The sequence below is a fragment of the Shewanella sp. DNRA4 genome (assembly GCF_012843185.1).
GTDB classification, from domain to species: Bacteria; Pseudomonadota; Gammaproteobacteria; order Enterobacterales; family Shewanellaceae; genus Shewanella; species Shewanella xiamenensis.
In genome coordinates, this window is record NZ_JABAIP010000008.1 from 146,261 (window position 1) to 162,419 (window position 16,159).

The window sequence follows — 16,159 nt, forward strand, 5'->3', positions numbered from 1 at the left end:
ATGATTAAAGCCTTCGTCGAAAATGGTCGCTTAGTCAGCCTAGTGATCGCCCTACTGCTGGTCGCGGGATTTGGCGCGATGTCCAGTTTACCGCGCACCGAAGATCCACATATCACCAACCGCTTTGCCTCTGTCATCACTCCTTATCCCGGCGCATCCGCCGAGCGGGTCGAGGCACTTGTCACCGAAGTATTAGAAAATCAATTACGTCGCCTTGAGGAAATAAAGCTGATTCAATCCACCTCAAGACCCGGTATCTCGGTGATCCAGTTAGAGCTCAAAGACACAGTGACAGATACTGCGCCAGTGTGGTCAAGGGCGAGAGATCTGCTGGCCGATGCCAGAAACACCCTCCCCGATGACATACAGACACCGACCTTAGACGATCAAGTCGGCTACGCCTACACCGCAATTTTAAGCCTAGTGTGGAACGATAACAGTCAACCACGGGTGGATATGCTCAACCGCTATGCCAAGGAATTACAAAGCAGGCTCAGACTCTTATCCGGCACCGATTTCGTTAAACTCTACGGCGCACCCGAGGAAGAAATCCTAGTCCAGCTCGATGGCTATAAGATGAGCCAGTTGCAATTAACACCGGGTACCATAGCGAAAATCTTAAGCAGCGCCGACAGTAAAATTGCCGCAGGCGAGATCAATAACAATCACTTTCGCGCCCTTGTCGAAGTCTCGGGTGAGCTCGATTCGCAGAGCCGTATTCGCCAAGTACCACTTAAAGTCGATAACGATGGGCAAATCATTCGTCTGGGCGATATTGCGACTATCAGCCGCCAAGCTAAAAAACCAGCAGATAGCATCGCTCTCGTTGACGGCGAGCAAAGCGTGTTTGTCGCAGCGCGCATGCTCAATAATACCCGTGTTGATATCTGGCAAGGACAAGTCAAACAACTGGTCGATGAGCTCAACAACGAGCTTCCCGCAAATATCAAAGTGCAATGGCTATTTGAGCAAAACAGTTACACCAGTGACCGGCTTGGCGGACTCGTTATCAACCTAATACAAGGGTTTGTGATTATTCTCACCGTCTTACTGCTGACCTTAGGCTTAAGAAACGCGATTATCGTTGCCCTATCACTTCCCTTAACCGCCCTGTTTACCTTAGCCTGCATGAAATATATCGGCTTACCCATTCATCAAATGTCGGTCACAGGTTTAGTCGTTGCTCTAGGGATAATGGTGGACAATGCCATTGTAATTGTTGATGCCATTTCCCAGCGCCGCCAACAGGGTATGAGTCGCTTAAACGCTGTGACTGAGACCTTACATCACCTGTGGTTACCCTTGGCTGGCTCAACAATTACCACTATTCTAGCCTTTGCGCCGATCGTATTAATGCCAGGCGCAGCCGGAGAGTTTGTGAGTGGCATAGCTATATCGGTAATGTTTGCACTCTTTGGCTCCTATGTAATTTCCCATACTTTGATCGCCGGTCTTGCGGGACGCTTTAGCCTCGAAGGTAAACATCCTGTCTGGTATCAGCATGGTATCAATGTGCCTTTAGTAAGCGGTTACTTTCAAGCAAGCCTAAGATTTGCGCTCAATCGCCCACTACTGAGCGCTACGCTTATCGGGATAATACCGCTGTTAGGGTTTTATGCTTCCGGCAAGATGACTGAGCAATTTTTCCCGCCATCGGATCGGGATATGTTCCAAATTGAGCTGTATCTCGCCCCCCATGTCAGCCTTGAAAACACCTTAAACCAAGTGCAGTTGATGGATAAGCAGTTGCATCAAATCGAGGGCATCAGCCAAGTCGATTGGGTTGTGGGTGGCAATACCCCTTCGTTTTATTACAACTTAACTCAGCGCCAACAGGGAGCCACTAACTATGCTCAAGCTATGGTGAAAGCCAGCGACTTTGAGCGTGCCAACGCCCTTATCCCAGAGTTGCAGCAAAGCTTGGATAAAGACTTTCCAGAAGCGCAGGTGCTGGTGCGTAAACTGGAGCAAGGCCCGCCCTTTAATGCCCCGGTCGAGTTGATGATTTTTGGCCCTAATCTGGAAACATTACGCACCTTGGGTGATGAAATCCGTCATATTTTGGCTGCAACGCCCGATGTGATCCACACCCGCGCAACCTTGAGTGCAGGGTCACCAAAGGTATGGCTACAGGTCAATGAAGATGCGAGCTTAATCAGCGGATTAAGCCTGACGGATATTGCTAGACAAGTCCAAATGTCTACAACTGGAGTGATTGGCGGCAGCGTGTTAGAACAAACCGAGTCACTTCCTATACGCGTGCGTCTAGGTGAGAGTAGCCGCGAGCAGGCGAGCCGTATTGCGGAAATCCAGCTCATGACCCCTTCGAGCACTGCCGTTCCGTTATCTGCACTGTCCCACAACGAGGTGCAAGTCAGTCGCGGGGCGATCCCTAGGCGTAATGGTCAACGCGTCAACACGATCGAAGCCTATATCGTCAGCGGGGTATTACCTGCCCAAGTTTTAAATGATGTAAAAGATAAAGTGGCCGCCATCAAACTACCGGCAGGTTATCGAATTGAAATTGGCGGTGAAAGTGCTAAACGCAATGAAGCGGTAGGTAATCTACTGTCTAATATCATTTTAGTGGTTACCTTATTGCTGGCCACAGTTGTCTTGTCCTTTAACTCCTTTAGGCTAACAGCGATTATTTTACTGAGTGCATTACAGTCGGCGGGGCTTGGGCTACTTGCGGTCTATGTGTTTGGTTATCCCTTTGGCTTCCCTGTGATCATCGCCCTACTCGGCCTAATGGGGCTTGCAATCAACGCGGCGATTGTGATTTTGGCCGAGCTGGAAGATACACCGAATGGCAGAGCGGGAGATAAAGCTGTAATTATCAATATTGTCAGCGGTTGTGGCAGGCATATCAGCTCAACCACAATCACGACAGTGGGGGGATTTATTCCGCTGATTATTGCAGGTGGCGGATTTTGGCCGCCCTTTGCCATCGCTATCGCGGGAGGCACCTTACTAACAACCTTGCTATCACTCGTTTGGGTGCCAACCATGTATCTGCTACTAATGAAAAACCGCAATAGGTTAGATACATCGCCGTTGTCGCCTCAAATAGCATCATGAACCAGATATTGATACAACTTATCTTTAAGGTGAAGCCGTTCTAATTTTAAGGCCACAAAGTGCTCATCATTGGTGGGCACTTTGGTTAACTCTAGAGCACGAATTTTATGGTCTAACTCATGGTAACGCTGCGCCATGGTCGCGAAAATTGCATTGTTTTTTTTAAGATGATGAATATGGTCAGCAAAATCTGGAAACTCATAAATTAACGCATGATTTTCACCCAACATAGTGTCACACCTTGTCGTCTTGTATTGGTTCGATTGCGATAAGCCATGGGAAGTCATCCATTTACCCCAAAACTTATCACTCTAGACCGCATTCCCTATCGCAAAGTGCTATATTCCTATCCGCTAAAATAAAGCAAAGTTATCGTGGTAGGAATTGGCAATATGTCAGCGAACTATCTATAAATAATAGAAAATCTTAGACCCATATCAAGACCATGACGTAAAAGTTAGGTTACATTAGCGTTAACCTTTACCCTATAGGATCGCAGAATGAACTATAAAAATTGGCCTATTGCAAAACAGATCGGTGCCCTCGCGTTTGCCCTTACCCTTATTATTTTCTGTATACTCAGTACTCTTTCCTATAAATCCGCTTCAAATGTGCTCGAGGACAAAGGCATTAGTGCCATGAAAGCCGAAATGCACGCTGTATCCGATATGCTTGAGCTTCAATACGATAGCTTGTTGCAACTAGCAAGACGCAATGCCGATGTCTTTAAAGAAATGTATCCTGGTCAATTCAGTATCTTGGATAAAACGGTCAATGTACTTGGCGTAAACACGCCTGCATTGCTACATGAAAAAGAACAAATCAACTCTTCAAAGAGTAAAGTTGACCGTTTTGCTAACCTCACAGGTGGCACAGCTACGGTCTTTGCTCTCGCTGGAGATGATTTTGTCCGTATTGCAACCTCCCTTAAAAAACCCGATGGCAGCCGCGCCTTAGGTACCTTTTTAGGTAAAACCCATCCAGGTTATCCGACCTTAATCAAGGGCGAGGTTTATGAAGGTTACGCCAAACTTTTTGGTAAAGACTACATGACCGTCTATCGACCCATTAAGGATCTCCAAGGAAAAGTGATTGGGATCTTATATATCGGTTTTGAAATCACGCAATCCTTAACTCAATTACAAGATGCGGTGAATAAAATCACTCTAGAAGAAACTGGCCATTTCCTCTTAATGCGTAAGATAGACAACGTTCTCGTCGCTCATCCCAAATTTAATACTGGCGAACCTGTGACAGAGTCTATGCTTGATGGCTTAACCCTAAGCCAAGCCACCCAAGATCAAGCTGAATGGCGTTATAGCAACAGCAAAAACCAACCGATGTTTGCTTACAGTCAAAGTGTTAGCGGTTGGAACTGGATGCTGATTGGTCAAGTTAACGCAAATGAATTAAATGAAGAAAGCCTTCTCTTATTGACGATTAATGCCATTGTGGCCGTCTCAGGCATAGTGTTAATTACCGTACTACTGTCTTTAGTGCTACTGCGCTCACTCAAGCCTTTGCACACACTCCAACACCATATGGAAATCTTAGGTTCAGGAGACTTTAGTCACCACCTCCCCGCATCAGCTTTAGGTAGTCAAAACGAAGTCGATAAGATCACCACAAGTGTTTCCACTATGTCATCGGAACTGCGTCAATTAATCAGTGCCTTGCAAGCGTCGGTGCAGAGTATTGAACAGCAGGCATCAAAAGCGCAGCGTATTGCCAAACAAAATGGCGAAGAAGCTCAAGCGTTGATGCAACAAACAGATCAAATTGCTACGGCAATTGAGGAAATGTCCACTTCAATCCGCGATGTAGCAAATCACGCTCAAGAGGGTGCAACTCAAAGCCAACAGGTCGATATCGCCGCGAAAGAAGGTCAACAGCAACAAGTACGCTTAGTACAAGACCTACTTAAATTAAGCCAACAACTTAGTCAAAGTCACCAAGCCGTAGAGAAAGTTAGCCAAGAAAGTGAAGCGATCAGCAAAGTTACAGAAGTGATTAACAGTATTGCCGAGCAAACCAACCTACTTGCTCTCAATGCAGCCATTGAAGCGGCCAGAGCTGGTGAACAAGGGCGTGGTTTTGCCGTGGTCGCAGATGAAGTTCGAACTTTAGCTCAACGGACGCAATCATCGATTTTGGAAATTGGTCAAACAATCGATAAGCTTCAAAGCCAAGTTAAAACGACAACAAACCAAATGTCGCAAAGCCATCAACTGGGTATTGCATCGGCAAATCAAGGGGAAGAAACAGGTAAACAACTTGAGGAAATTACCCGCAGGATTGGAGAACTTGCGATTAGCTCGCGCAATATTGCCTCTGCGACTGAGCAACAAAGCAGTGTTGCCCAAGAGATCACCCATAATCTGCATCAAATTAGTGAACTTGCCAATGAAGGAGAGCATAGAGCGGCTGAAACAGTAAACTCGGCAAATGAGTTATCTTCCCTCGCCGTCGCGCTTAAGCAGCAAATTAGCCAGTTTAAGGCTTAACCAATACAGCTAAAATTAAGCCCCACGCTTTAATGCCGCCCAACAGGGCGGTATTTTTTATCACTTTATCAAAGCTTAGTTGATGTATTGAGGCAAGATGTTGTTCGCTCTAGCCATTTCGACCTCGTAAAACGCGCAGCAATGTGCCGTTACTCTCCTCACACAGCAAGTGACAAATAGCGAACGAGCCAGACGCCTGTTTGGACAATGTTTGACTAGCGTTTCTGCGGCATTCTCGTTCGTTTAGGTAACATCAAAATCCGACATTACCTTGCATCCCTCCAACCGCTGATCACCTAACACATCAGCACGCAATGGAAACTTTGCCTCTCATGTTATTACGATTGATTTAACCATTTTCAACGGCACAGACTTATCCCTTGCTATCGATAATTTCAGTCATAATCTTTCCTCCTTAAACAGGCTTATTGTCTATGCATGCGAATAAGCAGCGTGTTTAGGATTAGCGTACTGGTATTTTTTATTCCAATAAAAAACCCTGCAGATGCAGGGTTTTAGATGATTTACGCTGTTGGAGTTTAGCGATTACTCAGCGTCATCGCTTGAGCGGTCCATATTCTCAGTGTTTTCAAGCCACAGGGCGTTGATCACACCAAAAGAACAGGCTAACAAAACCCCTAATATCCACGTGAAATACCACATAGTAGATGCTCCTTAATTCTAATAGAGTGAGGCTTTGTTATCTTCAATATGTTTGCGGTTTAAACGACCAAACATCTTGAAGTAAGTCCATACAGTGTAACTTAACACGATTGGAACGAAGATAATCGCCGCCCAAGTCATCACAGTTAATGTCATTTCACTCGCAGTCGCATCCCACATGGTTAAGCTCACGTTAGGATCTAATGAAGATGGCATAACGAATGGGAACATTGCTGCACCACAAGTTAAGATCACCATCGCCACAGTCAGCGAGCTAAATAAGAATGCGAAACCTGAACGATTTAAGCGACTCACCACAATCACTAACAGTGGTAATGCCACACCTAATACTGGGAACAGCATAGTAATAGGATACTTATCGTAGTTAGCTAACCAAGCACCAGACTCAACGGCTACGGTTTTCAGCGTTGGGTTTGACAATGCATGGTGGTCAAGGGTTGAAGTGATAACATAACCATCAATACCATTGGCTAACCACACACCCGCAGCGGCAAATAATACTGCCACTAACAGTGCACATAGCTGAGTCGCATTCGCGGCACGTACACGCAGCTCACCGTCGGTCTTCATTTGCAGCCAAGCAGCGCCTTGCATCATAAACATGCTCACGCTCACTAAGCCCGCCAGTAAACCGAATGGGTTCAACAGGCCAAATAAACCACCGTGATAAGTCGCACGCAGGAACTCATCGAAATTGAATGGTACACCTTGGAGTAAGTTACCGAAGGCCACACCGATGATCAGCGGTGGAATAAAGCCACCACAGAACAACGCCCAGTCCCACGATTTACGCCATTTTGGATTTTCAATCTTAGAGCGATAGTCAAATCCAACTGGACGGGTATACAAGGCAAACAGCACTAACATCATGGCCACATAGAAGCCAGAGAAAGATACTGCATATACCATAGGCCATGCCGCAAATAAGGCACCACCTGCGGTGATTAACCATACTTGGTTACCATCCCAATGGGGGGCAATAGTGTTGACCATAATACGGCGCTCAGTATCGTCTTTACCGATAATCGGTAATAGTGCACCCACGCCCATGTCAAAACCGTCAGTGACCGCAAATCCGATGAACAGTACGCCGATCAGAGCCCACCAGATAACTCTCAATATTTCATAATCAAACATAATGAAATCCTCTGCTTAGGCTTCTAGTTTCTCGAAGTGATAACGACCAGTCTTTAAACTGCTAGGGCCAAGACGGGCAAACTTAAGCATCAAGAATATCTCGATCACCAGCAGCACAGTGTAGAACAGTGAAATCGAAATAATACTGAACCACAGATCCCCAGTCGTTAGACTCGAAGCAGACATAAAGGTCGGCAGAACCTCAGAGATGGTCCAAGGTTGACGGCCATATTCAGCCACAAACCAACCACACTCGATCGCAATCCAAGGTAGTGGCAAGCTAAAGAGCGCCGCTTTAAGAACCCATTTCTTCTCTTCGATTTGATGACGTGTGCTTTGCCAGAAGGCCGCCGCGAACACAATCAACATCACAAAACCTAAGCCAACCATTACACGGAAGCTCCAGAAAATCGGTGCCACGTTCGGGATAGAATCCTTCGCAGCCGCTTTGATTTGCTCTTCTGTCGCATCAACTACGTTGTCGGTGTAACGTTTCAGCAGTAAGCCGTAACCTAAGTCAACTTTCGCCGCTTCGAACGCTTCACGTAGCTCTGGAGACTTATCACCAGCGCGCAGTTTCACCAGCATCTCATAGGCTTTCATACCGTTGCGAATACGCACTTCGTGTTCTGCCACTAAGTCACGTAAACCAGTCACTTCTTCATCTAAAGAACGTGTTGCCACGATACCCATAGCGTAAGGGATCTTAACCGCGAAATCGGTGTGCATGGTTTCTTGATTTGGGAAACCAACCGCAGTAAAGGCCGCTGGAGCTGGCTCTGTATGCCACTCAGCTTCAATTGCCGCTAACTTAACGCGCTGCGCTTCACCCACTTTATAACCTGATTCGTCACCCAGAACGATAACAGACAGGATAGATGCCATACCAAAGCTGGCGGCAATCGCAAATGAACGACGGGCAAAAGGTAAGTCACGTTTCTTCAGAATGTAGTAAGAGCTGATCGCTAATACGAACATTGCACCTGTTACATAGCCAGAAGCCACAGTGTGGACAAACTTCACCTGTGCAACAGGGTTGAAGATAACATCAGCAAAGCTGGTCATTTCCATACGCATGGTTTCGTAATTGAACACGCTACCCACAGGGTTTTGCATCCAACCGTTTGCTACCAGAATCCACAGTGCGGAGAAGTTGGAACCAAAAGCCACCAACCAAGTTGTCGCTAAATGTTGACGTTTTGAGAAACGATCCCAACCGAAGAAGAACATACCTACGAAGGTCGATTCTAAGAAGAATGCCATTAAACCTTCGATAGCCAGTGGTGCACCAAAGATGTCACCTACATAGTGTGAATAGTAAGACCAGTTAGTACCAAACTGGAATTCCATCGCTAAACCCGTTGATACACCCAAGGCAAAGTTGATACCAAACAACTTACCCCAGAACTTAGTCATATCTTTATAAATTTGTTTATCAGTCATCACATAGAGTGATTCCATGATAGCCAGCAAAAATGCCAACCCCAAGGTTAAGGGAACAAACAGGAAGTGATACATGGCTGTCAGCGCAAACTGTAGCCGCGATAGCTCAACAACCTCTTCAACAATCATCGGTGACTCCTTACGTGGTGCGTCCAATTGCTACGACAACATGAGCCATTCATAGCAAGTGCCTTTGTAGGATAGTGAGTTTTCATTTTGTGTTTATAGCTGAAGCCAGTATAAACCGTTAAATATCATCTTTTTCATTACATCGAGGCAGCAAGGCCTAAAAATCCCCTTTTTCCTTGCATACTGAGACCCTAGTCACACTATCGCTCGGCTTTGAGACTTCCACCTCACCACCCAATCCTACAAATGATCCCATCGATATAAATATCAGATAGTTAAGATATTTAATCGCTTTCATTTGTGAGTATTTTATACCACCCGCCTTTGATTCAAATCAATCAAACTCAGGGGTTTAGATGGGTTTTGCGGCAGGGCACACACTTCACTTTGACACCCTGTTGACAGGAAAGCAAATATGAAGTAGATAACAAGATTGAAAGAATTAAAAAATAAACTTTTAAGCACTTTAAAACAAATTCATACCATAACCAGTAAAAACAACAAAAAACAAATAAAAAACAACATTAACACTAATAAAACAATAATCATAAAAAATTAAAATATGCAAAATAAACCAATATAAACAATAATTTGAAAAGATAAAAAAGCTTAACCCAAAAATAAACCAACTAACATTAATTAGTTTTTTTAATGATTAATTGTATTTTTTCTCGTTTGAGAGTGACTGTGAGATTGGTTAATATATCTCCTGTGTTAAGGAGACGGTTTGGTACGACTGGTGAAGTGTCCCAGACAAGCCCAACTCCGCGCACATAGGTCTAACTTTGGTGTGGAGAAAGAGATATGACAAACTTATTCGAACGTCTGGTTAACAGCTATAAGCGTGTTTTTGTTGAACTTTATACAGCGCATGAGCTGTAATCGTTCACCGCTTACTCTGAAATAATACTGATTTGATTTGAAGTTTTGTTAGCGCAAAACGAGCCCCCTTCTCGATGAGTTGGGGGCTTTTTATTTTTATTGTCCGCAGATGGCAGGCATTAAAGCAGTTAAAAAATGGCAATAAGGTTTTGTTTCACTTGTGTGAACTACTTATTAAGAGGTATTTAGCTGATTAAGTCGGTATTTTTCAAATTGACTGCATTAGAAAAAACGCAGATAAAGCTAACATATTAAAATATATTATTTTTTTAAAAGGTGCGTTTTATATATAAAAAAGGAGCGAAAATTTTCGCTCCTTTTTAGTCACTTAAGTGATGGTTTTATCAATAAAAACCTTAGCCTAAGTTGACTCGCGCATTGCGGAACATCCGCATCCATGGGCTGTCTTCACCCCAGTTATCTGGGTGCCAAGAGTTCGCAACCGTTCTAAATACACGCTCAGGGTGTGGCATCATCAAGGTCACACGGCCATCAGTAGTACAGATACCGGTTAACCCGTTTGGCGAGCCGTTCGGGTTTTGTGGGTATTGAGTCGCGATCTCGCCTTTACCATTCACAAAACGCAGCGCGATAGTGCCAGAAGCCTCAGCTAAGGCCAGCGCCTGCGCACTAGCAAACTCAGCATGTCCTTCACCGTGGGACACAGCGATTGGCATGCGTGAACCCGCCATACCTTGGAAGAACAATGACGGACTTTGTTGTACTTCAACCAAGCTGAAACGTGCTTCAAAACGCTCTGAACGGTTACGCACAAAACGTGGCCAATGCTCGCTACCAGGAATAATTTCCTTCAGATTTGACAGCATTTGACAGCCGTTACACACGCCGAGCGCAAAGCTTGAGTCACGTTCAAAGAAACGTGAAAACTCATCGCGAGCACGCTCGTTAAACAGAATCGACTTAGCCCAACCTTCACCGGCACCTAATACGTCACCGTAGGAGAAGCCACCACAGGCCACCAGACCTTGGAACTCTTCGAGGCTAATGCGGCCTGACAGAATGTCAGACATATGCACGTCGCGGCTTTCAAACCCTGCGCGATCAAACGCAGCAGCCATTTCGACATGGGAGTTTACGCCCTGCTCACGCAGGATTGCCATTTTAGGTGCAGCACCTTTAAGGATATAAGGCGCAGCAACGTCTTCACTTGGGTCAAAGCTTAACTTAACCGTTAAACCTAAGTCAGTTTCATCCTGCTTAAGCTTAAATTCTTCTAATGCACAGGCTGGGTTATCACGCAGTGCTTGCATACGGTAAGTGGTTTCAGACCATAAGGTACGCAGTGCAACACGGGTTTCACTGAACACTTCACGCTCACCCTCTTTAATGGTGATGCGTTGATCATCGGCTAATGTGCCGATCACATGGCAAGGAACGCCTGCGATAGCAAACTGAGCGGCGATTTTGGCAGCGTTATCGCGGCTCACTTGCAGCACAGCGCCAAGCTCTTCATTAAAGAGTATTTCTAAATCAGTGCCCTGTAGATCTTCTATATCAATGTCTAAGCCAGTGTTACCCGCAAAGGCCATTTCCACCAAGGTCGTGAATAAACCACCGTCGCTACGATCGTGGTAAGCAATCACTAACTTATTAGCCACTAGCTTTTGCATGGTTTCGAAGAAACCACGCAACAGTGCAGCATCGTCTAAGTCTGGTGCGACATCGCCTAACTCACCGTAAACCTGCGCTAAACAAGAACCGCCTAAGCGGTTTTGGCCCGCGCCCAAATCAACTAGCAATAAAGAGGTTTCACCTTTATCGCTGCGCAGCTCTGGCGTCACGGTATTACGAATATCCTGCACCACACCAAAGGCCGTGATAACCAATGACATTGGTGATGTCACGGTTTTATTCACACCATCTTGCTGCCATGCGGTTTTCATCGACATGGAGTCTTTACCGACAGGAATGGTGAGGCTCAGTTCTGGACACAACTCTTCACCCACGGCCTTAACCGCTTCATAAAGACCCGCATCTTCGCCAGGGTGACCTGCGGCCGACATCCAGTTAGCCGACAGTTTGATACGTTTGAACGAACCAATATCCGCACCCGCGATGTTCATAATCGATTCGGCCACCGCCATACGGGCAGAGGCGCCAAAATCGAGCAGTGCCAGCGGCGTACGTTCACCCAGTGACATGGCTTCACCGGCGTAGGTGTCAAAGCTTGCCGCCGTTACCGCGCAGTCAGCCACTGGCACCTGCCATGGGCCAACCATTTGGTCACGGTTCACTAGACCCGTTACTGTGCGGTCACCAATAGTGATCAGGAAGGTTTTGTCCGCCACTGTTGGCAAGCTAAGAATGCGTTTAACCGCATCTTTAATATCGATATTGCTTTGCTCAAGTGCAGGTGAAACCGCCTTTTTAGACACCACATTACGGCTCATCTTAGGCGCTTTACCTAATAACACCTCGAGTGGTAAATCGATGGGATTGTTATCGAAATGGCTGTCGGCTAGGGTTAAATGCTGCTCTTGCGTTGCCTCGCCCACTACCGCAAACGGTGCGCGTTCACGCTCACAAATTGCAGTAAATAAAGGCAAGTCTTCGGCAGCAACCGAAAGTACATAACGTTCCTGCGATTCGTTACACCAGATCTCCAGCGGGCTCATGCCCGGCTCGTCCGATGGCACATTGCGCAGATTGAAGATACCACCACGGCCGCCATCATTCACTAACTCAGGGAATGCGTTAGATAAACCACCCGCGCCCACATCGTGGATAAATTGGATTGGGTTTTTATCGCCTAACTGCCAGCAGCGGTCGATCACTTCCTGACAGCGGCGTTCCATTTCTGGGTTTTCACGCTGTACTGACGCAAAGTCTAAATCTTCGCTCGATTGACCTGACGCCATCGAAGAAGCCGCGCCGCCGCCCAGACCGATGTTCATCGCAGGGCCACCGAGTACGATCAGCTTAGCACCAACGGTAATTTCGCCTTTTTGTACATGCTCTTCGCGAATATTACCTAAACCACCCGCTAACATAATGGGCTTATGATAACCACGCACTTCTACGCCGTTGTGACTAGAGACTTCTTGCTCATAGGTACGGAAGTAACCTAACAGGGCTGGGCGACCAAACTCGTTGTTAAACGCGGCGCCGCCTAATGGGCCTTCGGTCATAATGTCCAGAGCACTAACGATGCGATCCGGCTTACCATAATTACCTTCCCAAGGTTGAACAAAACCTGGGATTTTTAAATTCGATACGCTAAAGCCAGTTAAACCCGCTTTAGGTTTAGAGCCACGACCGGTTGCACCTTCGTCACGGATCTCACCACCTGAACCCGTCGCCGCACCAGGGTATGGACTGATTGCCGTAGGATGGTTGTGGGTCTCCACTTTCATCAGTACGTGCATTGGCTCAGTGTGATAGCTATAAACACCGTTTGGATCGGGGAAGAAGCGTCCAGCAACAGAGCCTTCCATCACAGCAGCATTATCTTTATAGGCAGATAACACGTGGTCGGGTGTGGTTTCAAAGGTGTTTTTAATCATTTTGAACAGAGACTTAGGCTGCGCCTCACCATCAATTGTCCAATCTGCGTTAAAAATCTTGTGACGGCAGTGCTCAGAGTTAGCCTGAGCAAACATCATCAGTTCGATATCATTTGGATTGCGGTTCAAACGGACAAAGTTTTCGACTAAATAATCGATTTCATCTTCAGCAAGCGCCAGACCCATTTCGACGTTGGCCACTTCAAGGGCTCGGCGACCTTCAGCCAACACGTTCACACTCTTGAAAGGCGCCGGTTCAGTGCGTTTAAACAGCACATCGGCCTTTGCAAAATCGTCAAGAACCACTTCAACCATACGGTCGTGCAATAACCCTTTGAGGGTTTGTTGCTGCTCGGCAGTCAAAGTGTCTGACTCCACATAATAGGCAACACCACGTTCCAAACGCTTTACCTTACCGAGACCACAATTGTGGGCGATATCAGTAGCTTTTGAAGACCATGGGGAAATTGTGCCGGGGCGGGGAGTAACAAACAGGAGTGAACCTTGGGGGGTATGGGCTTCGATAACAGGTCCATAGGTGAGAATTTTTTCAAGTTGCTTGCGCTCATTGGTCTCAAGCAACTCGCTCAAATCCGCTAAATGAACATACTCAGCATAGATTTGGCGTACCGGAAGCGCAGCGTTTACGCAGGCCTCCATTAGCTTTTGCACTCTAAACGTCGAGAGTGCTGGGGCTCCGCGGATGATCTCCATCACGTCAATTCACCTTATATTTATAATTGCAGGGGTCAGAGATGGCGCTATTATAGGGAAATGTCTGTCACAAATCACCTGTGACCTTACGCAAAACAGTGTTTCCTATAAGATAAAAAGCAAACCTTTTTTCTTGGTTCGCACCCCATTCGATACGATTTTTTTACGTAATCGGTGACAAACGGATATAATCACAGCAATGTCAGCTAGTTTATCTTAGTTACCTCACTGACCTTCTACTATTCATCTTTTTGATTTTATTTAATAAAGTGTACTTAATGGCTCGATTTCTGTTCTTGACTATCTTGGGTTTCTTACTGACTGCCTGTCAGCAAGTTACCGTGGAAGAAACAGAATACGTCCCCCATAAACTCACCGAATTAAGAGTTGGCACGCTCTATGGCCCTCAAATTTATATGACCTCGGGCCAAGGCAACAGCGGTTTCGATTATGATATGGCCGTGCTCTTTGCCGAATACCTCGATGTCCCCTTAAAAATGGTGCCCTATACCAGTCGTGTAGAGCTCTATGAAGCACTGAAAAAAAACGAGATTGATATCATCGCCGCAGGGATGACAGAAACCCCAACACGGCGCGAGCAATTCCGTTTAGGCCCGCCACTTTATCGGGTTAATCAAGTATTGGTTTACCGTGAAGGTATGCCTACCCCCAAAGATATTACTGATTTAAAAGGTAAAATTACTGTTATTGCCGACTCAGCATTTGTCGAAACCTTGACTCAATTGCAGAAACGCCATCCGACGCTGGTATGGGATCAAGTGACAGATAAAGACAGCGAAGAACTGCTGGCAATGATCGCCAATAAAGAAATTGACTACACCATAGCCGACTCCAGTAGCGTACAAATAAACCGTCGCTACTTACCCGATCTCCGCGCTGGATTAGTACTTGAAGAGAAGCTCGACGTAGTCTGGTTATTACCCGCCAATCATAGCGATGGTTTGATGAGTCAACTGCTAGCATTTTGGCACCAAGAAAAATTAGCTGGCACACTCGATCATCTAAACGAAAAATATTTTGGCCATGTTAAACGTTTCGATTATATCGACACCCGCGCTTTCCTACGCGCTATCGAAACTGTGTTACCACGCTACCGCCTGTTATTTGAAACCCACGCCGGTGACTTAGATTGGCGAAAATTAGCAGCGACCAGTTATCAAGAGTCCCATTGGAATCCCAATGCCCGCTCACCGACTGGCGTGCGCGGTATGATGATGTTGACACAACCGACCGCCAAAGAAATTGGCATCACCAACCGACTCGATGCGGAAGAAAGTATCCGCGGCGGCGCCGCCTATTTACGGGATATGATCAACCGTTTACCCGAGTCGATTCCCGAGAGTCAACGCATGTGGTTTGCACTGGCATCTTACAATATCGGTTATGCCCATGTGGAAGACGCCCGTAAACTTGCTGAATCTATGGAGTTAAATCCCAACGCGTGGCGAGATCTTAAAAAGGTGTTACCACTGCTGCAAAAGCGCAAATACTACCAAAAGACTCGCTACGGTTACGCCCGCGGTAGTGAAGCCGTGCATTATGTGGATAGCATTCGTCGCTACTACGACACCTTAGTCTGGGTCGATAATCAGTCTCAACAGCAAAATAGTGATGACGTCGAACCCAGCGATCTCGCTTCAGAAGATACACCCGCACCAGTATCTGGCACCTTAAGCCCTGATAAGCCAAAGTAGCCCAACAAATATCTGCCAAATAGTTTGAGTTACGCCACAGTGTTGAAACGCCAACAGAATAAGCCTTAGCTTTTAATCTTAGATTAAGTGAATACACGCTAAAGTGAAGCCACTTTGAGGTAAAAATGCTGCTTTATAGAGCAGATGCATCCTAGGGGGATTGCCGCCTGAGATCTCTACTGATACTGTCGTAATGACAAATAAAGACAAAAATGATTGCAGCGTTAACCATTGTCTCTCAACCAAAATGGTAACCCAAGCAAAGTAGCCTTAACTTAAACAATAACAAGATTGAAATGGGGTCTATATGAGAAGAAAAACCATCAATAACAATGCGTCTCGCCGT

General features: G+C 46.1%; 8 protein-coding genes. 3 read left to right on the forward strand and 5 right to left on the reverse strand.

Features of this window, described 5'->3' with window-relative positions; all coding sequences use genetic code 11:
- A complete protein-coding gene (locus HG547_RS10570) occupies positions 1-3,081 on the forward strand; it encodes an efflux RND transporter permease subunit (RefSeq protein WP_169547819.1) in 3,081 nt (1,026 codons plus the stop codon).
- Here HG547_RS10570 and HG547_RS10575 read toward each other — a convergent pair.
- Positions 3,066-3,311 (reverse strand): DUF465 domain-containing protein, encoded by a 246-nt coding sequence (locus tag HG547_RS10575; protein WP_047534029.1) that lies wholly within the window; start codon positions 3,309-3,311, stop codon positions 3,066-3,068. The two genes, HG547_RS10570 and HG547_RS10575, sit on opposite strands and share 16 nt — an antisense overlap.
- 270 nt (positions 3,312-3,581) lie before the next feature.
- Between HG547_RS10575 and HG547_RS10580 the strand changes: the two genes are divergently transcribed.
- Positions 3,582-5,585: a Cache 3/Cache 2 fusion domain-containing protein gene (locus HG547_RS10580; protein ID WP_169547820.1), complete on the forward strand. Its 2,004-nt coding sequence runs from the start codon at positions 3,582-3,584 to the stop codon at positions 5,583-5,585.
- Positions 5,586-6,131: 546 nt separating this feature from the next.
- Here HG547_RS10580 and cydX read toward each other — a convergent pair.
- The 4 genes from cydX to purL all read right to left on the reverse strand — a co-directional run bounded on the left by cydX (position 6,132) and on the right by purL (position 14,098).
- Positions 6,132-6,248, reverse strand: coding sequence for a cytochrome bd-I oxidase subunit CydX (cydX, locus tag HG547_RS10585; protein ID WP_011622029.1), 117 nt, complete (start codon positions 6,246-6,248; stop codon positions 6,132-6,134).
- Positions 6,249-6,266: 18 nt separating this feature from the next.
- Positions 6,267-7,406 carry a cytochrome d ubiquinol oxidase subunit II gene (gene cydB / locus HG547_RS10590; protein ID WP_037420654.1) on the reverse strand — a complete coding sequence of 380 codons (1,140 nt, stop codon included), beginning with the start codon at positions 7,404-7,406 and terminating at the stop codon, positions 6,267-6,269.
- 15 nt (positions 7,407-7,421) lie between these two features.
- Positions 7,422-8,978 (reverse strand): cytochrome ubiquinol oxidase subunit I, encoded by a 1,557-nt coding sequence (locus tag HG547_RS10595; RefSeq protein WP_037420657.1) that lies wholly within the window; start codon positions 8,976-8,978, stop codon positions 7,422-7,424.
- A 1,238-nt stretch (positions 8,979-10,216) separates the two neighbouring features.
- Complete coding sequence (gene purL / locus HG547_RS10600) at positions 10,217-14,098, reverse strand: phosphoribosylformylglycinamidine synthase (RefSeq protein WP_169547851.1); 3,882 nt, start codon at positions 14,096-14,098, stop codon at positions 10,217-10,219.
- A gap of 278 nt (positions 14,099-14,376) precedes the next feature.
- On the opposite strand from purL, the gene mltF reads away from it, so the two are divergent.
- Positions 14,377-15,813: a membrane-bound lytic murein transglycosylase MltF gene (gene mltF / locus HG547_RS10605; protein WP_169547821.1), complete on the forward strand. Its 1,437-nt coding sequence runs from the start codon at positions 14,377-14,379 to the stop codon at positions 15,811-15,813.
- The last annotated feature ends 346 nt before the right edge of the window (positions 15,814-16,159 follow it).